This window comes from Hymenobacter cavernae (assembly GCF_014641455.1).
Lineage (GTDB): Bacteria > Bacteroidota > Bacteroidia > Cytophagales > Hymenobacteraceae > Hymenobacter > Hymenobacter cavernae.
Window position 1 is genome coordinate 271,740 of the sequence record NZ_BMHT01000002.1, and the last position, 21,746, is coordinate 293,485.

The 21,746-nt window shown below is 57.3% G+C and carries 22 protein-coding genes; 10 read left to right on the plus strand and 12 right to left on the minus strand.

Annotated elements, in window-relative coordinates; translation table 11 throughout:
* Positions 1-16: 16 nt before the first annotated feature.
* On the plus strand, positions 17-397 hold the full coding sequence (locus IEX74_RS05570; protein WP_188811912.1) for a septal ring lytic transglycosylase RlpA family protein: 381 nt from the start codon (positions 17-19) through the stop codon (positions 395-397).
* Positions 398-469: 72 nt separating this feature from the next.
* Complete coding sequence (locus tag IEX74_RS05575; RefSeq protein ID WP_188811914.1) at positions 470-664, plus strand: hypothetical protein; 195 nt, start codon at positions 470-472, stop codon at positions 662-664.
* 108 nt (positions 665-772) lie between these two features.
* Here the strand turns inward: IEX74_RS05575 and IEX74_RS05580 are convergent, their stop codons facing one another.
* Positions 773-1,180 carry a DUF6799 domain-containing protein gene (locus tag IEX74_RS05580; RefSeq protein WP_188811917.1) on the minus strand — a complete coding sequence of 136 codons (408 nt, stop codon included), beginning with the start codon at positions 1,178-1,180 and terminating at the stop codon, positions 773-775.
* Between the two features lie 173 nt (positions 1,181-1,353).
* On the opposite strand from IEX74_RS05580, the gene IEX74_RS05585 reads away from it, so the two are divergent.
* From IEX74_RS05585 to IEX74_RS05595, 3 genes are all read left to right on the plus strand, one after another.
* Positions 1,354-1,692, plus strand: coding sequence for a DUF3140 domain-containing protein (locus IEX74_RS05585; RefSeq protein WP_188811919.1), 339 nt, complete (start codon positions 1,354-1,356; stop codon positions 1,690-1,692).
* Positions 1,693-1,846: 154 nt separating this feature from the next.
* Positions 1,847-2,776, plus strand: coding sequence for a DnaJ C-terminal domain-containing protein (locus tag IEX74_RS05590; RefSeq protein WP_188811921.1), 930 nt, complete (start codon positions 1,847-1,849; stop codon positions 2,774-2,776).
* Positions 2,777-2,825: 49 nt separating this feature from the next.
* A complete protein-coding gene (locus IEX74_RS05595) occupies positions 2,826-3,161 on the plus strand; it encodes a chaperone modulator CbpM (RefSeq protein WP_188811923.1) in 336 nt (111 codons plus the stop codon).
* Positions 3,162-3,264: 103 nt separating this feature from the next.
* Here the strand turns inward: IEX74_RS05595 and IEX74_RS05600 are convergent, their stop codons facing one another.
* The 6 genes from IEX74_RS05600 to IEX74_RS05625 form a co-directional block, all read right to left on the minus strand.
* A complete protein-coding gene (locus IEX74_RS05600; protein ID WP_188811932.1) occupies positions 3,265-3,999 on the minus strand; it encodes a ZIP family metal transporter in 735 nt (244 codons plus the stop codon).
* A gap of 120 nt (positions 4,000-4,119) precedes the next feature.
* Entirely contained in the window at positions 4,120-4,404 is a 285-nt protein-coding gene (locus IEX74_RS05605; RefSeq protein ID WP_188811934.1) for a heavy metal-binding domain-containing protein, read from the minus strand.
* A 9-nt stretch (positions 4,405-4,413) separates the two neighbouring features.
* Positions 4,414-4,785, minus strand: coding sequence for a hypothetical protein (locus tag IEX74_RS05610; protein WP_188811936.1), 372 nt, complete (start codon positions 4,783-4,785; stop codon positions 4,414-4,416).
* A gap of 133 nt (positions 4,786-4,918) precedes the next feature.
* Positions 4,919-5,539: a YcxB family protein gene (locus IEX74_RS05615; RefSeq protein ID WP_188811939.1), complete on the minus strand. Its 621-nt coding sequence runs from the start codon at positions 5,537-5,539 to the stop codon at positions 4,919-4,921.
* A gap of 142 nt (positions 5,540-5,681) precedes the next feature.
* The gene (gene nadC, locus IEX74_RS05620) at positions 5,682-6,542 is read right to left on the minus strand and encodes a carboxylating nicotinate-nucleotide diphosphorylase (protein ID WP_188811941.1); all 861 of its coding nucleotides are present in this window, start codon (positions 6,540-6,542) and stop codon (positions 5,682-5,684) included.
* A 137-nt stretch (positions 6,543-6,679) separates the two neighbouring features.
* Positions 6,680-7,084, minus strand: coding sequence for a DUF4783 domain-containing protein (locus IEX74_RS05625; RefSeq protein ID WP_188811943.1), 405 nt, complete (start codon positions 7,082-7,084; stop codon positions 6,680-6,682).
* A 154-nt stretch (positions 7,085-7,238) separates the two neighbouring features.
* Here IEX74_RS05625 and gpmI point away from each other — a divergent pair, with 154 nt between their 5' ends.
* Together gpmI and IEX74_RS05635 are read left to right on the plus strand one after the other, a co-directional pair.
* Positions 7,239-8,795, plus strand: coding sequence for a 2,3-bisphosphoglycerate-independent phosphoglycerate mutase (gpmI, locus tag IEX74_RS05630; protein WP_188811945.1), 1,557 nt, complete (start codon positions 7,239-7,241; stop codon positions 8,793-8,795).
* Positions 8,788-9,372, plus strand: a complete 585-nt coding sequence (locus IEX74_RS05635; protein ID WP_188811947.1) for a hypothetical protein — start codon at positions 8,788-8,790, stop codon at positions 9,370-9,372. Before gpmI ends, IEX74_RS05635 begins: the two co-directional genes overlap by 8 nt.
* 26 nt (positions 9,373-9,398) lie before the next feature.
* On the opposite strand, the gene IEX74_RS05640 is transcribed toward IEX74_RS05635, so the two are convergent.
* The 3 genes from IEX74_RS05640 to prfA form a co-directional block, all read right to left on the minus strand.
* Complete coding sequence (locus tag IEX74_RS05640; protein ID WP_229755128.1) at positions 9,399-9,824, minus strand: secondary thiamine-phosphate synthase enzyme YjbQ; 426 nt, start codon at positions 9,822-9,824, stop codon at positions 9,399-9,401.
* 78 nt (positions 9,825-9,902) lie between these two features.
* Entirely contained in the window at positions 9,903-11,441 is a 1,539-nt protein-coding gene (locus tag IEX74_RS05645) for a hypothetical protein (protein ID WP_188811949.1), read from the minus strand.
* Positions 11,442-11,571: 130 nt separating this feature from the next.
* Positions 11,572-12,642, minus strand: coding sequence for a peptide chain release factor 1 (gene prfA / locus IEX74_RS05650; protein WP_188811952.1), 1,071 nt, complete (start codon positions 12,640-12,642; stop codon positions 11,572-11,574).
* Positions 12,643-12,859: 217 nt separating this feature from the next.
* Here prfA and thrA point away from each other — a divergent pair, with 217 nt between their 5' ends.
* The 3 genes from thrA to thrC all read left to right on the plus strand — a co-directional run bounded on the left by thrA (position 12,860) and on the right by thrC (position 17,854).
* Positions 12,860-15,304 (plus strand): bifunctional aspartate kinase/homoserine dehydrogenase I, encoded by a 2,445-nt coding sequence (thrA, locus tag IEX74_RS05655; protein ID WP_188811954.1) that lies wholly within the window; start codon positions 12,860-12,862, stop codon positions 15,302-15,304.
* 192 nt (positions 15,305-15,496) lie between these two features.
* Positions 15,497-16,438 carry a homoserine kinase gene (locus tag IEX74_RS05660; protein ID WP_188811956.1) on the plus strand — a complete coding sequence of 314 codons (942 nt, stop codon included), beginning with the start codon at positions 15,497-15,499 and terminating at the stop codon, positions 16,436-16,438.
* Positions 16,439-16,555: 117 nt separating this feature from the next.
* Positions 16,556-17,854, plus strand: coding sequence for a threonine synthase (gene thrC / locus IEX74_RS05665; RefSeq protein WP_188811958.1), 1,299 nt, complete (start codon positions 16,556-16,558; stop codon positions 17,852-17,854).
* 75 nt (positions 17,855-17,929) lie between these two features.
* On the opposite strand, the gene IEX74_RS23335 is transcribed toward thrC, so the two are convergent.
* Together IEX74_RS23335 and IEX74_RS05675 are read right to left on the minus strand one after the other, a co-directional pair.
* Positions 17,930-18,814, minus strand: coding sequence for a TerB family tellurite resistance protein (locus IEX74_RS23335; protein ID WP_188811960.1), 885 nt, complete (start codon positions 18,812-18,814; stop codon positions 17,930-17,932).
* A 360-nt stretch (positions 18,815-19,174) separates the two neighbouring features.
* Complete coding sequence (locus IEX74_RS05675) at positions 19,175-21,709, minus strand: AsmA family protein (protein WP_188811962.1); 2,535 nt, start codon at positions 21,707-21,709, stop codon at positions 19,175-19,177.
* Between the last annotated feature and the right edge of the window lie 37 nt (positions 21,710-21,746).

Here is a 21,746-nt window from a genome sequence, read left to right on the forward strand (position 1 = left end):
CCTGTTTCCGCCCTTAATGACGTTTTTGCTTCCTTTTCGCTGTTTGCTGCTAGTCGGTGGGCTGCTGCTCGCGGGCTGCGGCACCGGGCGCAATGCCTTCACTCAGTCGGGTCAGGCCTCGTACTACGCTGATAAGTTCAAAGGAAAGAAAACAGCCAGCGGCAGCACGTACCGACCCAGCAAACGAACTGCAGCCCACAACACGCTGCCATTCGGCACCATTGTGCGCGTCACGAATCCCCGGAACCATCAGTCCGTTAAAGTAAAAATCACCGACCGCGGCCCGCACGCCAAGGGCCGTGTTATCGACCTTTCGCGCAAAGCCGCCCGCAAAATTGGCTTGGTACAAGCCGGTGTTGCGCCCGTGCAGCTCAAAGTAGTGCGCGCGGCGCGGTAGCTGTGCTTTATACTGTATTGAAAGCTAGGTTTTCAGACTCAATAACCAGGCTTTCTTCCTAACCTATCAACTATGCGAATCCGAAAGAAAGTAAAGTGGCCGTTGCCTGCCGCTGCCAGCCGGTTTGAGGCCCTGGGGCTGTTCGTAAAAGCAGCGGAAGCGCAGGGCTGGACCGAAGCCGAAATCCAGTTTGTGATGAATGAAATCGTGGAGGCGGCCGACGATGCCGAAGCCGCCGTCATCCTGCAAGACTATACGCAGCACTGAAGCGCAGCTAGTTAAACCTAGGTTAGCCTATCCGATTAACCCACGCGCCGCGGGCGCACAACAACCTAGGTTGCTGTGCGCCCGCGGCGCGTGGGTTAGCTGAAGTAGCTATTTTTTCTTTTTCGCCTTGCCTTTGCCCGGCTCTTTGCTGGCCGTCAGCAGGCTATCCTGCTCGGCTTTCATGGTGGCGGTTGTAATGCGGCCACTCAACGACATCATGTCGCCTTCCTTCAGTGTCGTGGTCGTGCCATTTGCCAACGTCACGGCCCCCACCGGGCTGACTTTGGTACCGTTGGTGAGGGTCAGATCTTGCGTTAAAGGATTAGTGAGGCCCTGCTGAGTCAGCAGCACTTTGCCGTCCTTCATCATTACGCCGTCCTTCATGGTAGCGCCGTTGCTTACCATACGTGGCTTGGGGGAGGCGGGCTTACGAGCGGGCACTTTAGTTTGGGCCTGCGCGGCTACACTGCCGAGCGTCAGCAGCAGGATAATGCTCCGTAAAATGGGGTGTGTCATAGAACAAAACGGTTGGGTGGGAGTGAACTGTTCTTGCAACGAAACAAGTAGTCGGGTCAGTGTACGAGGCTCACTGCCAGGAGCTAGCAACCCCTATGGTCAGGCATTCGTTAAGTAGTAGAATCCAGAACAGCCTTCTTCACTGAAGAGCGCTCGTACTCCCTACCACAGCCATGAGCAACCAAGAGACACCGGATACTATTTACGCTGAATTCAAGCAACAGGTAAACATGACGGCGGCCGAGCTAGAGAAATGGCTGACGACTGAGGAATCTAGGTCGGTAGGCCAGGACAGTGGCGACGGGGAAAGCATCGGCCACAAGTCGGGCGAGCACATCATCGAGATTCTGCGTAAAAAGAAAGCTGACCTCACCGAAGCCGACGAAGCGCACATGCACAAGGTACACTCCTACATTAGCCGCCACCTGGCCCAAGGTCCGGCGCACGATGTGGAGCATTCCCGCTGGCGCTATTCGCTTATGAACTGGGGCCACGACCCGCTTAAAAAATGACGTTGATAGGCTGGTGCGCTGATGCGTTAATTTGCTGCTGATCTAAATACTTAGCCAGAACACGCTATTGGGTAAAATACCTCATCTTTTCATTAACTCATCAGCACACTAGCACATCACTCAATCAGCACGTTAACCCATCAACTCGCCACCGGTGGACTATAAAGACTATTACAAGATTTTGGGGCTCGATAAATCGGCCACAAAAGACCAGATCAAAAAGGCTTACCGCAAGTTGGCGCGGGAGTACCACCCTGATGTGAACCCCAATAATCCGGAGGCTGAACGAAAATTCAAGGAAGTAAATGAGGCGCACGAAGTTCTTAGCGACGACGAGAAGCGCCAGAAGTACGACCAGCTCGGCGCCGATTGGCAGCGCTACCAGCAAGCCGGCGCCGGCCGTGGCGCTGGTGGCTTCGATTGGTCGCAGTACGCGCAGGGCAGTCCGGCGGGCGGTGGCTTTGGCGGCTTCAGTGATGCCGGTGGCTTCGAGGGCGCCGACTTCTCCGATTTTTTCAGCAATATCTTCGGCGGTATGGGCAGTGGGCGTGCGAGCAGCACCCGTGCCGGCGCCGGGCAAGACTACCAGGCCGACCTAGAGCTGACGCTGGAAGAAGCCTACCGCGGCGGCCCGCGCACCATTACCGTCAACGGCAAAAACCTGCGCCTGACCGTGCAACCCGGCGTAGAAGACGGCCAAACAATCCGCCTGCGCGACCAGGGCGGCCCCGGCCGTAGCGGTGGGCCCCACGGCTCGTTGTACATCACGTTCCGCATTCTGCCCGACCCGCGCTACACCCGCACCGACAACGACCTGACGATGGATGTGCCGGTGAGCATCTACAAAGCCCTGCTCGGCGGTGAGCAAGTGGTCGAAACGCTGTCCGGCCCGGTTAAGATCAAGATTAAGCCTGAAACTCAGAACGGTACGCGCCTACGATTGCGTGGCAAGGGCTTCCCCGTCTACAAACAGGCAGACCAGTTCGGCGACTTATACCTCCGGTTGAACCTAGCTTTACCCCAAAACCTCACCACGCAGGAGAAAGAACTCATCAAGCAGTTGGCGGCTCTCCGTGGCGAGTAGATAGCCAGGCAGCAGCTGAGTCCACGACCCGAACGTAGAATTATCGGCTATGGAAACGCATATCACCATCACCTACCGCGAGTGTGCCGCGACGTATGGCCTGAGCGAGCAGGATTTGCGCGAGTTTGTAGACCTAGGTTTGCTGCGCGCCGCGGAAGCGCCGGATTCTCTGCGCGAGGAACCCGAGCAGCTGGCACGCATTGCGCGCCTGCACCACGACCTAGGTATCAATAAGGAAGGCATTGACATTATTCTGGCAATGCGCCGCCGCTTGCTACACTTACAGCAGGCACTCGCGCATCAGACCGCCCGCGCCACACAGCTGGAACGCAACCTGCACAATTCCGGCCCCACCCTCGAAGCCGACGACTGGCTGAGCTGGTAGCTGGTAGCTGGTAGCTGGTAGGATATACTTTGATGGTTAAACCTAGATTGGCTTAGAGTGATGAAAAAAGCTACCAGCCAACAGCTATTAGCTAACAGCTTTTTTAAACTAAATCAACGGCTAACGCCAGCAGCATACCAGCCAAGGTAGCAGTAAGCTTGGGTAGGTTGAGTCGGTGTTCCGGGCTGGTTTCGAATAAAATAGTAGTGGAAACGTGCAGAAAATTGCCCGCTACCAAGCCCAGCAACGCCGCGTACCAGCCGCCCTGCAACAGCTCCGATAGCACCACATAGTTGCTGGCAACGACACCGGCCGGCGCCGCTAGCGCAAACAGCACCAGGTAAGGCAACGCGCGCCGGAAACTGCCCAGGCGCAGCAGCAACGCGGCCATTAGGGCAAAGGCCGCCGGAATATGGTGCAGCGCAATGCCTGCCAGAATAGCGTAAAAACTCTCGCTCACCTCGCCTGTAGCCGGCGTCGGCACCAGGATGCTACCCTCGAGAAAGGAATGAATAACCAGCGAGAAGAGCAGCAGAAACGGTACGTGCCCGGCGTGGCTGGTATGATGGTGCACATGCCCGTGCTCCACGCCTTGCGAAAACACCTCCAGCAGCAGCTGTCCGAAAAAGCCAGCCAGGATGAAGTACCCAATTCGGTGATGATCAGATGATAACACTAGCGCTTCCGGCAGCAGGTGCGTAATGGTAAGCGTGAAAAGGTAGGCCCCGCTGAAAGCCAGCAACGGCTTCATCCAGGTGGTACGTGCCGTTGGCATCAGCCGGGTGAGCCAACCAGCGCCCAACACGGTGCAAAATAACAGCAGAACGGCAAACCACATGTACTTAACTATTAGGTAAATCACTAGCCAGGATGAGGCCCGGCAAAAACACAGGTCACCGGATAACCAGCTTTTATGCAACAATGTTACACAAAAGCCGCTTATCAGATGACCTATGCCTTATAGAGAGTCGGTAGCGGCGGTGCCAGCGGCTGGCTTGTAGCCGGGGTTGCGCTCTAGCTCCATTTCGCACACCGGGCATTTGCCGGGCTTGTTGCTGGCACTACCTTCGCACCCCATCGGGCAGCGGTAAGCCATAGCAGCGCCCTGACTACCAGCAGCTTGCCCGGCTGGAGCTTCCGCTTTTTCTGCCGTGCCTGCCGGTTGCGAGCTGCATCCGGCTAAAGTCGTAGCCGCCGCCAGCATACTACCGACGATGGCTAGCTTCATTTTATTTACGAGCATTTTCCTATATTAACGCTGCACTTCGTGGCCGCCCGCAGTCGTATCCTCCTGGCTAGGTTTAGCTTGGCGCTTACCCGCGTCGGTCTTGTCTTTGGTGCGCATCACTTCTTCTGCGTTGGCGGAAGTCGCCTGCTCCGCCGAAGGCTTAGGCCGGGCATCCAAGGTAGCGTGCGAGCTGATCGGCTCGGCAATAGCGCCGCCCCTGGCCTGATTTGTTTCGTGATCAGAGCCCTTGTCAAAGTCTTCGTCGGTGCGGGTACCGGGCGCTACCATATCTACCGAAACTTTCTTGTCCGGACGCCAATCGGAAGGTTCGCTGCTGCATGCGTTCAGTGCCAGGGTAGCTAGAGCCAATCCAGAGAGCAGAAGATTCTTAGTCATTAGTAAAAAATGTTGAATGGTTAAATTATTCAGTGGTCGGGCGTTAACTAGCGAATAAAGCTAGGTGCAACTTGTCGTTGTCTGCTATTCAGCCATTCAACCAGTTAGAGATACCACCCGTGTCGCTTGAAAGTTACGCGGGCGTTGACCCAGCCGTAGCCTCAATGGCAGGCAGCAAGCTCTTGCGCCGCAGCATCGAGTCGAACAGCTTGATATCGTTCGGCGAGTTGAAGATGCGCAGCGGCAGGTGCAAGAATACCGGCACATCGAACGTGGTGGCTATCCAACGACGCCAGCCGGCTAGCTCTGCCGGCGCTTCGCCCTGCTTCAGGTACAGCACAAACGCATCCGGCTCGCGCACGGCCCGCGCAATCATATCCCAGGTCAGGTTCATGCCTTCCCGCTCATTACGGCGCATCAGGATCTGGCGCTGATCGATTTCATAGCTCAGGCGCTCAAACAGCGGCTTGCTTTGCTCCATCTGCGTTACGCCGGTTATCTGAGCCGAACGCAGCAGCACAAACAGCAACACCAGCACAATAGCTAGCAGCACCCACCACCACGAGTGCCAGATGAGTGCCGGAGCTAGCCCCAGCGCCAGCGGAATAAGGGCATATGGCCACTCCTTGCGCCATACTTGCGCCATGGCCATGCGGGTGTATGTATTTGTGTCAAGCTGATATTTCTTGGTCCGGATAGCGAGAGGAGAAGGCCCTTGCGCCTGCCGGAATCCACGTTGATTAGGCTGCATCATAGTTGATGTACTGATTTCTTAAAGGCTGGTGTGTTGATGGGCTACTGTGTTGACTTACTGATGTGCTGATGGGACTTACCGGGAATAAATAACCGCTACCTAGGTACAATCAGGACATCAACACGTTCATGAATCAGCACATTTAAAACGCTTTCAGGCTCAGGTCCAGAATGCCGGCGGAGTGCGTCAGGGCCCCCACGGAAATGTAGTCTACGCCGCTGGCGGCTATGGCGGCAATCGTCTGCTCCGTGATGCCACCAGAGGCTTCCGTCGGGAACCGGCCGTTTATCAAGGCCACTGCCTCGCGCAGCTGCTCGGCGGGCATATTGTCCAGCATAATCCGGTCGACGCCACCCGTTTCCAGTACCTGCTGCACCTCGGCCAGTGTCCGGGTTTCAATGACGATACCTAGGTCACGGTTCGTACGCGCCAGATAAGCATGCGTTGCTTCAATAGCCGCCCGAATACCACCGGCATAGTCTACGTGGTTGTCCTTGAGCATAATCATGTCGAACAAGCCGTAGCGATGATTCACGCCGCCCCCGATGAGTACCGCCCATTTCTCGCAAATCCGAAAATTAGGAGTGGTTTTTCGGGTGTCGAGCAGTCTGGCGTGCGTATCACCTAGCAAGGTCGTGAGGTAGGCCGTGTGAGTGGCAATGCCGCTCATGCGCTGCATGCAGTTGAGCACTAGGCGCTCCGCCGTCAGAATGCTACGGGCGGGTCCTTCTACGATAAAAGCTACATCACCGTATTTTACGCGGGTCCCATCGGCGAGCAGCTGCTCCATACCTAGGGTCGCATCTACCTCCCGAAAGATCAGCTGCGCCAGCTCTACACCGGCCAGCACCCCTTCGCCTTTCACCAGGAGTTTGGCGCGGTTGCGGGCTTCGGCCGGGATGGCCGCTAACGATGAGTGGTCACCATTTCCGACGTCTTCGGCCAAAGCCGCACGGATGAAGGTAGAAAGCGCTTCTGGTGTAAGATAGGAGGTGTTTTGCACGATGCAAAAATAGAAAAAGGCCCCGACTTCCGCCGGGACCTTTTTTCAGGCTATAAGAATAGAAAGGCGAGTGAAGCAATAGCTGTCAGTCGTTGGTAAGTGCTTCTATATCAAACAGCTACTATTAGGATCAAGATTTACTCTCCGCCTTTGGTGAAGTCAATGGCATCAATGACCAGCGTGCCATGATCGGGCTTTACCTTCACAAACACGCGGTATGCCCCATTTTTGCCGTTGTACTTGCCCACCGCCAGCTTCGCACCTTCGGCGCCATTAACGTAGTGGATAAAGTCGAAAGTAGCCGGTGGATTCTTGGCAAAGAAGTCTTTCATCACGAATTCAGCCTGGGTGGCGCTGTAGCTTTGCTTGTCGCCATCGAAGCCTAACTCGACAGAGGAACTGAAATATTGAGCCAGATCTTTGGACGAACCGTTACGGATCGCACCGCCGAGAGGCCCAAATGCCTCACCCTGGGCCTGAACAACTACGGACAGCAGCATCAGCCACGCAATGGCAAGGGTTTGTAATAAAGTAGGTTTCATACTAGAGTAGAGAATGCGTCATATCGTTTGCTAAAATTATGCCAACTACTGATTATAAAAAAAGGTTACCGCACAATTTATTCTACCTTAAGTTACACTGAACGTACACAGACGAAATGCAGTCATTCCGGGCGCACCGCCTATCTTTGCAGTCATGAACAAACAGGTATTGCTGGTAATTTTGGACGGTTGGGGTCTTGGGCAGAACAAGGAGATTTCTGCCATTGATCATGCTAAAACGCCGTTTTTCGATTCGCTTATCCAACGTTTTCCCCACAGCCGGCTACAGGCTTCTGGCGAAGCAGTGGGTTTGCCGGAAGGCCAGATGGGCAACTCCGAAGTTGGCCACATGAATATTGGCGCCGGCCGGGTGGTGTACCAAGATCTGGTGCGTATTAACAAGTCCATCCGGGAACGGAAGCTAGGTACCATCCCAGCGCTGACCAAAGCCTTCGACTACGCCAAAGCCAACGGTAAGACCCTGCACCTGATGGGCCTGCTCTCGGATGGTGGTGTTCACTCCCACATCGACCATCTTAAAGCACTTTGTACGCTGGCCCACGACGCAGATGTACATAAAGTATTCATTCACGCCTTCACCGATGGCCGCGACACGGATCCTAAGGGCGGCGTCGGCTACGTGAACGACCTGGAAAAACACCTGGAGCGCAACGGCGGCAAGATTGCCTCTATCGTGGGCCGCTACTACGCCATGGACCGCGACAACCGCTGGGAACGGGTGAAAGTAGCCTACGACTTGCTGGTAAACGGCAAAGGCACGCCTTCGCAGAACCTGATTCAGTCCATGCTCGACTCCTATAAAGAGGGCGTGACCGATGAGTTTATGAAGCCAATCGTGAAGGTAGGTGCTGATGGGCAACCTTTGGCCACCATCCAGGAAGGCGACGTGGTGCTTTGCTTTAACTTCCGCACCGACCGGGGCCGGGAAATCACGCAGGCCCTGACGCAGCAGGATTTCCACGCCTTCCAGATGCACCGCCTGAACCTGCACTACCTGACCATGACGAACTACGACGCCACGTTCGCTGGCGTCACCCCGATTTTCGACAAGGACAACCTGGAAAATACATTGGGCGAAGTATTAGCGGCGCATCACAAGACACAGATTCGCATTGCCGAAACTGAAAAGTACCCGCACGTTACGTTCTTCTTCTCGGGTGGCCGCGAAAATGAGTTTGAGGGCGAAAACCGCATTATGCGTGCTTCACCCAAAGTTGCTACGTACGACTTGCAACCCGAAATGAGCGCCGGCGACCTGCGCGACGCCCTGGTGCCGGAGCTACAGCAGAAATCCGCGGATTTCGTGGTGCTCAACTTCGCTAACCCCGACATGGTGGGCCATACGGGCGTCTTTGATGCGGTGGTAAAAGCAGTCGAAACCACAGATGCCTGCGCCCAGGACGTGGTAGAAGCGGCTCTGGCCAGCAATTACGCCTGCATCATCATCGCCGACCACGGCAACGCGGACGTGATGCTTAACCCGGACGGCTCGCCTAACACGGCCCACTCTACTAACCTGGTGCCCTGCATCTTGGCGGATAACGATTACCGTGGTACGCTGGCTGATGGCAAGCTAGGTGACATTGCCCCGACGGTGCTGGCCTTGATGGGCATTCCGCAGCCGGCTGAGATGAACGGCCAGTCGTTGTTGCAGCCCGCTCCTGTTTTAAACCTAGCTGCTAATGCGTAACTGCTGGCTGCTAGGTCTGCTGCTAGTAGCCGTTGCCGCGTGCGATTCCGACGGTGGTGCCAGTCAGTCAGCAGCGGCTAGGCGCAAGCCACTGTACTTCGATCTGAAGGGGTTCCTGGACACGCAGACGCAGCTACTCAGCCGCCGCAACCCGGTAGTGGTGAAGCAGGTGCAGCTACGGACCGGGCAGCAGGAAACCGCTAAGGTTCCCCACACCGATTGGCGCAAGGAGCTGCAGCTCTTCTATCAGGCCGACATCAACAAGTCGGCTTTGCGTGGAGCGTACACCATTGAGCCGCCCGTGCAAGTTGCCGGTGGTTTACAGCGACAAACCTACAGGCGCAAACCTGACGTTGAAAACGCCGTGGAGCGGCTGACGGTGCTTTCTGATCCGCAAGGTGTGCGCGAGGTAACGGCAACGCTTAGCCAGAACAATGCTTTGTTCTTCTCACGTAAAGACCTACTTCTGCGGGCTGCTCAGGGCCTGCTGAACAATTACCAAGTGAATGGCGTGCAGAAGCTGATCCTGTTCGATACGCTTCGCTATTCGGCTGCCGTTCGGGTACAAGCGCAGTAAAAGCGGCGCATACTTTTCTGCGAAGCCTACTGTTGCCCCATCAGCGTAGCAACCACCCAGCGCCGCCCGCCGTGGTTACGGTGCTCACCTAGGTACACGCCTTGCCAGGTACCTAGGGCTAGCTGCCCATTCGTGATAGGAATCGTGACGGAAGTACCTAGCATGGCAGCTTTTAGATGCGCTGGCATATCATCCGGACCTTCTGAGTTATGGTGAAAGTACGGCGCATTCTCGGGTGCCGTGCGGTTGAAGAACTCCTCGAAATCATGGCGCACAGTGGGGTCGGCATTCTCGTTGATGCTCAGACTCGCGGAGGTGTGCTGAATGAAGAAGTGCGCCGTTCCTACCTTAATCTGTTCTAGCTCCGGCAGTTCGGCCGTGAGCAGGTCGGTGATGAGGTGAAAGCCCCGACGCACCGCCGGCAAGCGCAATCTTTTTTGAAGCCAAATCATAAAAGTGTAACGGAGTAAAGAGTAACTGAGTGATCTGTTCAGGATATTGCTCAGTTACTCCTTTACTCTGTTACTTGCTTAGGGGTTTACCTGCTCGTAGGCACCTAAGTCGGGCAGCTTCGGGTCGCGTAGATTGTTGCGCAAGTCGCGGGCGATGATGGACTCGTAAGCGGTGCGGTTGCTGGCCGGCGAAGGCGTGTTAAGACGAAAATCAAGCTTGTCATAGGCCGGAATTTCGCTGTCGGAGGCGCGCTTGAAGTTAGGCGGTTGGTTCAGCACGTTCTGGTAGTCGGCGCGACCTAGGCCGGGCTTGTCAGGTGCGTCGGTAGCAGCCTGGTAGGCGGTGGTACGAAGCAGACTATTACGGACGCTGAGGCTATTCTTGTAGTTGTCGCTCCCTTCAAAAAGCAGCTCATCCTTTACAAACCCCGAATTAATCCCCCAAATGATCGAGTTGCGAATATCAATTCGCATGGGCAATGGGTCTTTTACCTCCTGCAAAAAGGACGCGTTGCTGAAGCGAAGCGAGGCAGTTTCGCGCTTAAACTGTGGTGTATAGTTAGCAACAGTGCAAAAGTTCAGGTTGTACTCGCCGCCACCTATGGCTCTGATGGCGTACTCGCCGCAGTTAGTCAGCACCGTATTTACCAGGTCGAAGTCGCCGCTGATTCCGAAGATACCCGCGCCGTCGAAGCCTTCTTTACCATTAGCAAAGGAAATGGCAGCCCCCGATATATTCTTAATGACCGTATTTTCAACCCTTACTTTTGGATGAGCTAGGTTCTTAGGATTGAAAATGAGCAAGCCGAAGGAAGCGTTTTTTATCTCAGCATAACGCACCACATTGTTTCGACTCGTCGCATCGAACTGAATACCACGCCACTGACCTGGAATATCGTTGTAGTACGGTTCGCGCCGGTCGCCGGCAAAGCGCACGATGTTGGGGTTGTTCTCGCCGACTGAATCTGTGCCCGGATTAAAATCCGGATTTACTAATAGCCGACCTTGCACCACAATAGCCGCATTGGCGTGAAAGTACACTCGGCTCCCGGCCGCGATAGTAAGTGTACAGCCCTGCCCGACAGCCACAGTGTCTAATACAACGTGTGGCTTATCGCTGCGCCAAACACTGTTGCAGGCTACGTACTCAAGGCCACGGTGAAAATAAGCATTCTGGCCATACGCCAACAGCTTCACGTCCTGATCATTGCCGTTCGTACGAAAGCGCAGCTGGTCTTCCACTACAAAGGGTTTATCCTCCTGCCCCGGCGTAATGCTTGTGCGTACCAACACCAGCAAGCTGTCCTTGCCGCGAATCTCAACGTTCTGCACGGCAGTGCCTTGTTGCCCACCAATGATGAGCGTATAAGGCGAGTTGGTCGGTGCACCTAGCCCTATCTGCTCTACCTTCACTGCCCGATTGTTGCGGTTGTACACCCAAAGCCGCTTCGTTACGGAGCCCGTCTGCACGAATACCGTGTCGAAGAAGACAGTATCCGTCGAGAATGCTAGCTTGGCTCCGCCATCTTTTGTAACGATGTCTTCTTTCGGCTCGCAGCCGGGCAGCAGGCAAAGCGCGCAGGCAAAGAGAAATAGAACGGGTAAAAAGTAGCGCATAAACCAGACCTAGGTAGTAAGTTACGCTGCACCAATCAGGCCGCGCAACAAATAAGAGAACCTGAACACAAACGTGCGCCGCACCACCGAAAGTACTTCGATGATGCGGCGCACGCTACACTTTCTACGCTTACGCTACGCCTTCCTTCAAACGCTCGGCGCTCTCGGCGATACGCAACTGCTCTACAAACTCGTCAATGTTGCCGTCCATCACACTCGACAAGTTGTACACTGTTAGGCCGATGCGGTGGTCGGTAACGCGGCCTTGCGGGTAGTTGTAGGTACGGATTTTATCTGAACGGTCGCCGCCGCCGATCATGCTCTTGCGCTGGGCACCTTCGGCTTCGTTCTTCTTCGCCAGCTCAATCTCGTAGATGCGCGAGCGGAGTACCTGCAACGCCTTGTCGAAGTTCTTGAGCTGCGACTTCTGGTCCTGGCACTGGGCCACCAGACCAGTCGGGATGTGCGTGAGGCGCACGGCCGAATACGTCGTGTTTACGGACTGACCACCGGGGCCCGATGACATGAACAGGTCCTTGCGGATGTCATTCATATCCAGCTGGATATCTAGCTCCTCCGCTTCCGGCATCACCACGATAGAGGCTACCGAGGTGTGAATGCGGCCTTGGGTTTCAGTGGCCGGCACGCGCTGCACGCGGTGTACGCCCGACTCAAACTTCAGCTTGCCATATACATCTTCACCCTTCAGCGACAGCACAATTTCCTTATAGCCGCCCGAAGTACCTTCCGTAGCGTCAATCAGGTCCATACGCAGACCATGCTTTTCAGCGTAGCGCATGTACATGCGCTGCAAGTCGCCGGCGAAAATAGCCGCTTCGTCGCCGCCAGCTCCAGCCCGGATTTCCATGATGACGTCCTTGGAATCGTTGGGGTCTTTTGGGATGAGTAAGTCTTTAATCACTGCTTCCAACCGCTCCTGCTCCGGCACCAGCTCGTCGAGCTCAGCCTTCGCCATCTCGCGGAAGTCTTCATCTTTTTCCGTAGCAATGACTTCACGGGCACCCTCGATATTGGAGAGTACCTGCTGATAGTTGCGATACTCGGCTACGATCTTGCCGAGGTCTTTAAACTCTTTATTGAGGGCCTTGTAGCGCTTCATGTCGCTCATTGCCTCGGGCTGCATGAGCTGTTCGTTTACGTCTTCGTAGCGCTGGCGAATGGCCTCCAGTTTATCTAGCATAGTGCCTTCAGAGAATTGTATTTAGAATGCAAAGGTACAGATTCTAACACGACTGCCAGCGTCTCCCGTTCCCGGTAGTTCGCTGGTTTTCTGCCCTTGGAGTACCGGATTTGTTCAAAAATGCCCTAATATGGTGCCGCAATCCGGCCCACCCCGCCAGAAAGTGCTGAAATACACTTCTGCTGCTTTTCATCCTTAGTTCACCAACCGCGTTTGTATGCAGGTTTTAAAATTCGGGGGCACATCGGTAGCCAACGCAGAGAATATCAACAAAGTAGTACGGGTAGTAGTAGCCGCAGCCCAGAAAGACACCACCGTAGTAGTAGTCTCCGCCCTTGGCGGCATTACCGACGCCCTCATTGAGGCTGGTACCCTAGCTGCCGCCGGGCAGGAATCCTACAAAGACAAGCTCCGCCAGATCGAGGAACGCCACCTCGAAACAGCCAAAGCCCTGATTCCGGTGGCCAACCAAAGCGCGGCGCTCAGTTTGGTCAAGAAGAAGTGCAACGAGTTGGAAGGCATCTGCGACGGCGTGTTTCTGCTGGGCGAGCTTTCTACCCGCACCCTCGACCGCATTATGAGCTTCGGCGAGTTTGTGTCGTCGTCGCTGGTAGCGGCCCGTTTGCAGGCCCTAGGTATTCCGCACCAATGGAAAAACAGCTGCGAGCTGATTCGCACCAACAGCCGCTTCGGCTTCGCGGAGGTCGACCTAGCTACCACTTACACCCAGATTGCTGATTTTGTGGCCGCCTCGCCACAACCCCTGTACGTGGTGCCGGGCTTTATTGCCTCCGATGGCGCCGGCACCACCACAACCCTAGGTCGGGGCGGCTCCGACTACAGCGCCGCCCTGTTCGCGGCAGCCTTGAATGCTAGCTCACTGGAAATCTGGACCGACGTGAGTGGCATGATGACGGCCGACCCGCGCCTGGTATCGACGGCCCGGTCTATTCCGCACATTTCCTACCAGGAGGCCATGGAGCTTTCGCACTTCGGCGCGAAGGTGCTGTACCCGCCCACCATTCATCCGGTGATGCACCGCGGTATTCCGCTCTGGATCAAGAACACATTTGCGCCCGACGACTACGGCACGTTGGTAGAAGTAACGCCGCCCCCGAGCCAAAACGTGGTGCGCGGCATTTCAAGCATGGGCAACCTAGCTTTGCTGAGCCTGGAAGGCAGCGGCATGGTAGGTGTGCCGGGCTTCTCAAAGCGGTTGTTTGAAGCCCTATCGCGGGAGCAGATCAACGTGGTGCTGATTACGCAAAGCTCCTCCGAGCATTCAATTTCGGTGGCTATCAGCGCCCTCGATGCTGAGCGCGCGCAGAATGCGGCAAATACTGAGTTTGCGCCCGAAATTGCCGTGCACAAGCTAGAGCCCGTGCAGTTGGAGCGCGACCTAGCTATTGTGGCGGTAGTGGGCGAAAACATGAAGAACCACCCCGGCATCAGCGGCCGGAAATTTGCCGCCCTTGGCACCAACGGCGTGAATATCAGAGCTATTGCCCAGGGCTCGTCGGAGCGTAATATCTCGACGGTCATCCGGGCCAGTGACGTGCGCAAAGCCATCAACGTGCTGCACGAAGCCTTTTTTGAAACGGCTTATAAGCAGGTTAACCTGTTCATTGTCGGCATTGGCAATGTGGGCAGTAAGCTGCTGGAGCAGCTTGCCCAACAGGAAGCTTATTTGCTGGAAAAGCTGCGCTTGCAGGTGCGGGTAGTGGCCATTGCGAACAGCAAAACGTTCGCAGCCAGCGATGAAGGATTAAACCTAGCTACCTGGTCGGAAACCCTGGCTGACGGCGAGCCGATGCAGCTCGATGCGTTTGTGGAAATGGTGCGAACCAAGAACCTACGCAACAGCATCTTCGTGGATGTAACGGCCAGTGCCGACGTAGCCAAAACGTACGCATCGGTGCTGGAGAAAAGCGTGTCGGTGGTGGCGTGTAACAAGGTGGCATGCTCCTCTCCTTATGCTTCGTATGCCAACCTGAAAGCGCTGGCCCGGGGCTACAACGCAGCCTTCTTATTCGAAACCAACGTAGGTGCTGGCTTACCCGTTATCGGTACGCTGAACGACCTGCTGCGTAGCGGCGACGTGGTGCACCGCATCGAGGCGGTGCTGTCGGGTACGCTCAACTTTGTGTTCAACAACTACGACGGCACCGTGCCGTTTGCCGAAGTCGTGCGCCGGGCCCAGCAAGAAGGCTACACCGAGCCCGATCCCCGCCTCGACCTAGGTGGCACCGACGTGGCGCGCAAGATCCTGATTCTGGCTCGCGAAGCCGGACAGGTGATGGAAATGGACGACATTACCAACGAAAGCTTCCTGCCGGCTTCGTGCATGGAGGGCGATGTGCCCGCCTTCTACGAGCAATTGGCCGTGCACGAGCCGCACTTCCGCCGCCTCTACGACGATGCAACGGCCGAAGGCAAGAAGCTCAAGTTTGTGGCGCGCTACGCTGATGGCAAGGCTTCGGTCGGCCTTCAGCACGTCGGTCCCGACAGCGACTTCTACAAGCTGCAAGGCAAAGACAACGTGGTGCTCTTCTACACCAACCGCTACCCCGAGCAACCGCTGGTAGTGAAAGGTGCCGGCGCGGGCGCCGACGTCACGGCCGCCGGCGTATTTGCCGACGTCATGCGCGCCTCCCGGATTTAATAGCAGCCTCTCTCCTTAGCTGTTTAACGGTGCGCCTCACCCCTAGCCCCTCTCCGAAAAGGAGAGGGGAACTAGCTTTAGATTTTAGAGCTAGCTCTCTAACGGATGAGAACCTAGATCTAGCGCTAGTTCCCTCTCCTTTTCGGAGAGGGGCTAGAGGTGAGGCGCACGTGAGCCAAATCAGCAACTTCCATGTCCTCAACTACTTCCTCCGGCCAGATAACGGTGTTGGCACCCGCAACGGTAGCCAACGTCGTGTGCGGCTTCGATGTACTCGGCTTTGCTCTACACGAGCCCTACGACACGATGCGGATGCGCTTGTCTGACAAGCCCGGCGTTACCATCATCAACAAAGACGACTACAACCTGCCCACACAAGCCGAGCGCAACGTGGCAGGCGGCGCATTGCTGGCCCTGCTGCGCGACACGCCGGATGTAGTCGGGTTTGAAGTGGAAATTGCCAAGTCCATTATGCCAGGCAGCGGCATCGGGTCGAGTGCAGCCAGTGCGGCGGGTGCGGTGGTAGGCGCTAACCATTTACTAGGCAACCGTTACTCGCCAGCGGAGCTGGTGCGCTTTGCCATGTTCGGGGAGGAAGTGGCTTCCGGCGTGCAGCACGCCGACAACATTGCGCCTTGTATCTATGGAGGCGTGACGCTTATCCGGTCTACGCAGCCGCTGGATATTGTGCCCTTGGCTGCACCACCGCTCTGGGTGACGGTAGTGCACCCACAGATCGAAGTGCGCACCTCCGACGCCCGCGACATTCTCAAGAAGCAGGTGCTTCTGAAGGATGCTATCCGGCAGTGGGGCAACGTGGGCGGCTTGGTAGCCGGCCTGCTGAAAAGTGATTATGCGCTGATTGGCCGCTCGTTGGAAGACGTTATCATCGAGCCAGTGCGCAGCATTCTCATTCCCGGTTTCGCTGACGTGAAGCTGGAAGCTAGGCGCGCTGGTGCCCTGGGTGGCGGCATTTCAGGTTCGGGACCGTCTATCTTCATGCTTAGCCAGGATGAAGCTACGGCCCGGCAAGTGGAAGCTGGCATGGATGAGACCTACACACGCCTGGGTATTGATTTTCACACCTACGTCACCACCATCAACCCGGAAGGGGTGCGCGTGGTAGCCGAGTAATTGAGTAGCGCGAAGCTCCAGCTTCGCGCCTCGTTGAACGACTTGCGCCGGGGATAGTTCAACGAGTATCGTTCAACGATACGCGAAGCTGGAGCTTCGCGCTACAACCCTTCTATCATGCTGTATTACAGCCTTAAGAAGCAGGCGCCAGCCGTCGACTTCCGGCAAGCGACGATTGCCGGGCAAGCGCCCGACATGGGACTCTACTTCCCGGAAAGCATCCCGAAGTTCTCGCCCGATTTTCTGCGGGAGCTGAAACATAAGAACAAAGCTGACCTAGCTTTTGAGGTGATTCGGCCGTACGTGGGCGATACGATTCCGGCGGAAGCGCTCCATCAAATCTGCGCCGAAACGGTAGACTTTGACTTTCCGCTGGTTTCCATCACCAACCGCATCAGCACGCTGGAGCTGTTTCACGGGCCGACCCTGGCTTTTAAAGACGTAGGCGCGCGCTTCATGAGCCGGTGCCTGGGCTACTTCTCCCAACAGCGTGAAGGCAACATAACGGTGCTGGTTGCCACTTCCGGCGACACGGGCGGCGCCGTAGCCAGCGGCTTTCTTGGCGTGGAAGGCGTGGAGGTGGTGATTCTCTACCCGGCCGGCAAGGTTAGCTCGATTCAGGAACTACAGCTCACGACCCTAGGTCAGAACATCACGGCGCTGGAAGTTCAGGGGACGTTTGATGATTGTCAGCAGCTGGTAAAGCAGGCCTTTGTGGATCAGGAGCTTACGCAGCGGCGGGCGCTCACCTCGGCTAACTCCATCAACGTGGCGCGGTGGCTGCCGCAGCAGTTTTACTTTTGCTACGCCTGGCAGCAGTGGCAGGGCGACGAGCCGCCGGTAGTAGCCGTGCCCAGCGGCAACTTCGGCAACCTAGGTGCCGGCCTGCTCGCCTACGAGTCGGGCTTGCCGATCAAGCACTTTGTGGCGGCCTGCAACATCAACGACGCGGTGCCGGCGTATTTGCTCAACGGCGAATTTGAGCCGAAGCTGGCCGTGCCCACCATTTCTAACGCCATGGATGTGGGCAACCCTAGCAACTTCGTGCGCATCCAGGAGCTATTCAAGCTTGATTACGAGCACATTAAAAACACCATCACCGGCTACACCGTCACCGATGAAACGACGGCCGACACCATCCGGCGCGTGAAAAATGAGCAGCAGTACCTGCTCGATCCGCATGGCGCGGTGGCGTATCATGCCCTGGAAGACTACCTAGGTCAACACCCCGGCGACACAGGCTTTTTTCTGGAAACGGCGCACCCAGTCAAGTTTTACGACACGGTAGAACCCATTACCCAGGAAAAAATTGCGCTGCCATCGGCCGTTGAGGTGCTCCTGAACCGGGAAAAGCGCAGCATCCGGATGGCGCCGGATTTTGCCCAGTTGAAAGAATACCTGTTGGCTTCGGCGTAAAAGCTAGGTTAGCCTAAAAGCAGAAAGCCCGGCTGGAACTTCCAGCCGGGCTTTCTTTAGTGATTAGAGCGCAGCCTAGCGGCCGCCAAACAAGCCGCCGAGCAGGCCGCCCATGCCACTGCCGCCAAGCAAGCCACCGAGTCCACCGCCGCCTGCGCTACGGGGCGCAGAGTTAGGCACTCCGCCCAGGCCACCCAGAATCGAGGTGAGCGAACCCAGGCCGCCGCTGCCCACGTGCGTGCCTTGCTGCGGATAAGACGATTGGCCGCCACCGAGCACGCCACTGAGCAAACCACCGCCGAGCAGGCCGCCGAGCAGGCCACCCATACCGCTGCCGCCACCCATTGCGCCGCCCAGCAGACCGCCCATGGTGCCGCCGCCGCCAAAGCCGCCCATGCCGCTGCTGCGGCCGCCGCTCATCACGCGGGACAGAATCATGGGGGCCGCAATGCCGAGCAGGCCAGTCATCAGGGCGCCTTTCGGGATGCCGACGCTGCTGAGCTTATCGGTGATGCCGCTCAGAAAGCCTTGCTTGGCCGGATCATTGGCATCGTGGGGCACTTGCGCCGCCTGGTCAACTACCGTTTCCAGCGTTTGCTGCTGCTGTTGGTTGATACCCAGGTAGCTGGCAATCTTATTTACCATCGCCTCTTCGTCGTTGGAGTACGCTCCGTCGGCGCGGGCAAAGCTGATCAGGTCAGTTATCAGCGAGAAACGCAGGTCGCTGCCGCGCAGCATGTCGAGGTTATGCTGCACGCTCTGGTTGGTCGAATCCTGGGCGGCGGCAATTACCTGCTGCGTCGCTCCGGCCGAGAGGCCAGCCGCCTGGGATAGTTGCTGCAAAAACTCCACTTCGGCCTGCGAAGCCTGACGGTCAGCGGAAGCCAGGCTGGCGATAACGCTCAGGTAAGCAGTCTTTTCGGGTTCGGAATAGTTCTGAAGAACTTGTGTCTCATTCATAGCTAGGAGTGGTTGGAGATGGGAGATAAAACCGAACTCCTTAACGGGAAAAAGTTGGAAACGTTGATTACCGAGGTAGTGGGACGTGAGATGTTAGATGTTAAATGTTAGACAGGAGACGTTAGACATGAGAATTGTTCTGACATAAGGATCTGCCCTTCTCATGTCTCCTGTCTAATGTCTCCTGTCTAAAAAACAGCCCTGCTTGAGGTAGGACGCAATAGTTGTGGCTCTACCTCGTTCGTGCTAACTCAAACAGCTTCTCAGAACCTAGGTTGCGCGAGCCCCAGCGGGGCGACACATTGGTAGAACCTAGCTTTTAGAAGCTCCGCACAACTCAACCGAAAGCCCGAACCCACTCTAAAAGTTGAAATACTCGCCGGTTTGCGGCTGCGTCGTTTTTTTCTCCGGCTTTTTCACCTCAAAAAGTTTACGCGGCTCCGTCGGGTTTGTGGGTGCCGGAGCGAGCGGGCCAGCGGGGCGATTAGCCGCCGCATTCTGCAACGGACGGCTGGCGGCCGCGGCATTGGCGCGGTTGGCCTGCACCCGTGCCCGGTCGTAGCTGACCCGAAAGTCATCTTCGGTGCCCTGGATGGCGAGCAGCAAGCTAGGTCCGACCGGAGCGCCGCTGCTGCGCCGCAACAGCCCCGGCAGCAGCGGAATAGAAATATGGTAATCCATCACCTGATCGAAGGTGTGCGTGCCCGTGACGCGCAGCACCGAGGCCGCCCGCACGTTGGAGCGCACTTCCATCTCGGGCAAGTACACCGTCCGGCTCTGGATGTAGAAGTTGTTGGTCAGCTCGGCGAAGCGCAGGTGGCGCAGCTTTTCCCGGCTGGCTATCATCGAAAGCTTCTGGAGCGGCTGAAAGTTGTTCAGCTCCCCGTTGCGCACCGTCGCCCGGATTTCCGCCTCCAGCCGATCCGTCAGAGGCGTTAGCTGGCGATCCAAGTAGATGTCCGATTCGGCGGAAGCCGTCAGCGAGCCGCGCAGGTGCCGGGCCGTGATAAACTTCTGGCCGAAGTCTTCGAACACGTAAAACAAGCTATCCAGCGGCAGCTGCGAACAACCCACTGTCGTGCTCACTTTCAGCAGCTTAGGCTGACGCGCATCCACGTAGCCGCGCACGGTAGCCGAGCCGGTAATAGCCGCAATACCTAGGTTCGGCGACGAAACCACCTGGTTGTGCACCCGAATAATGCCACGCAGATCATGCCCACGGAAGCGCCGGAACCGGACGCGTCGCACCCGCGTGTTCAGGTCGAGCGACAGGGTGGGCGACACGGTAAACTCGTACGGGCTGGCTTGCACCACCGTTTTGCGGCCGCGCCGGGTGCCGGCCGCTGGCGTATGCACGCGCAGCAGCTGGTCGAAATCGAGCAGCGACGACGTGAAATCGGCTTTGGCCACCAGTGGCTGCCCGCGCACTAGCAGCCAGCCCAGGGCATTCTTCCCCAGGCCTTTTACCTGAAAATCGGAGCGCCCGAGCTGGCCGGTGAGCAGGGGCACCGTCACGTCGTTATGTTGCAGGCGGAAGGTGCCGTTCAGGTTAGAGAACGGCTGGGCAATGTCGCGCACCTGTAGCCGCACGTTTTGCAGCGTCAGCTCGCCCGCCGACTGCACCGCCGCCGCGGCCGGCTGCGCCCGAAACTGGCGGAGGTTGCCGGCAAACTCAAAAGCTAGCTTTGCCTGGCCGCTCCCGCCGCGCACGGCCGCTACGGGGTAGAAGCGCAGCAAGCGGCCCACGTCGAGGTCAGCTTGCAGCTTCACCCGGATACTGGGGTCGGTGAAGTTCTGGTAGCGCAGGTCGCCGCTGAAGGGCCGGCCTTGCAGCGTGCCGCGCGCCTGGGCCAGCGTCAGCGTGGAGGTGCGGAAGGAATGTTCGCTCCCGTTGTCGAAGGAGCCGGTCAGAAAGACGTGCTCCGCGCCTTCGGCGTAGCGGGCATGGTAAAAGGCGGCGTCGCGGCAGCCGAAGTTTACCTCCACCCTAGGGTCGTGGTGCGAGGTCATCAGCCCGCGCACCGAGCCACGGAAGTACACCTCGCCCCGGCTCCGGTACACGCTGAAGCGCTGGGCCATGCGGGGCGGCAGCAGCGCTACCACCGACTGCACATCGGTATGGTGCCCATCGAAGCGCAGGTCGAGGCTCGTCGCCCCGCTGTAGTCAACGGTGCCGGCCACGCCGTACGCCGCCGGCCCGATCTGAAGCTCGGAGGGCCGGATGGTGAGCACCCGCCGCGCCCGATCAACGACCATCCTGGTGTTCAGCTTCAGTTGTTTATCGCGCACGTACTCGTCCTGATCCAGCCGAATGGCTTTCACCTGCGTGGTGCCCGTGGCCTGAATAGCCACCTGGTTGTTGGCCAGGCTAAGCGTAGCGCGCAGGTCGGGCACCTGCGTGGTGATGCGCTGCCGCCGACCTAGGTCGGCGTATTCCACGGCTACGCGCCGCACCCGAATATTCTCCAGGGCAAACGCAAACGGCTTGTCGTCGCCCTCATCGCCGGCCTCCGAGGCCTCGTCGCCGGTCTTGATGACGTCGTAGTTGGGCTTGCCCTGGGCGTCGAGGCGCACCTGCACCTGCCCATCGACCAGGCTCACGGTCCGGACGCGGTAGTGGCCTGCCACCATATCCCACACATCGAAGGCAAAGTACAGCTTGCGCGCCCGCGCCAGCGGCACTGTATCCTGCGGCAGCGAGCCCGACACCACCACGTCGCGCAACGTAATCGAGACCCGAGGAAACTGGTCGAGCAGCGACAAGTCGATTTTGCTGACCCGCACCGGCGTGCGCAGGTAGTGGTTCACCTCCTCGACAAAGAGCCCGATGATGCGGTCTTTTCCCAGCCACACGCCTAAAAACACGCCGCCGACCACCAAAAGCAGGACCAGCACTACGGTTTTGAAAAAAAATTTTAAGCGACTCCGCAAA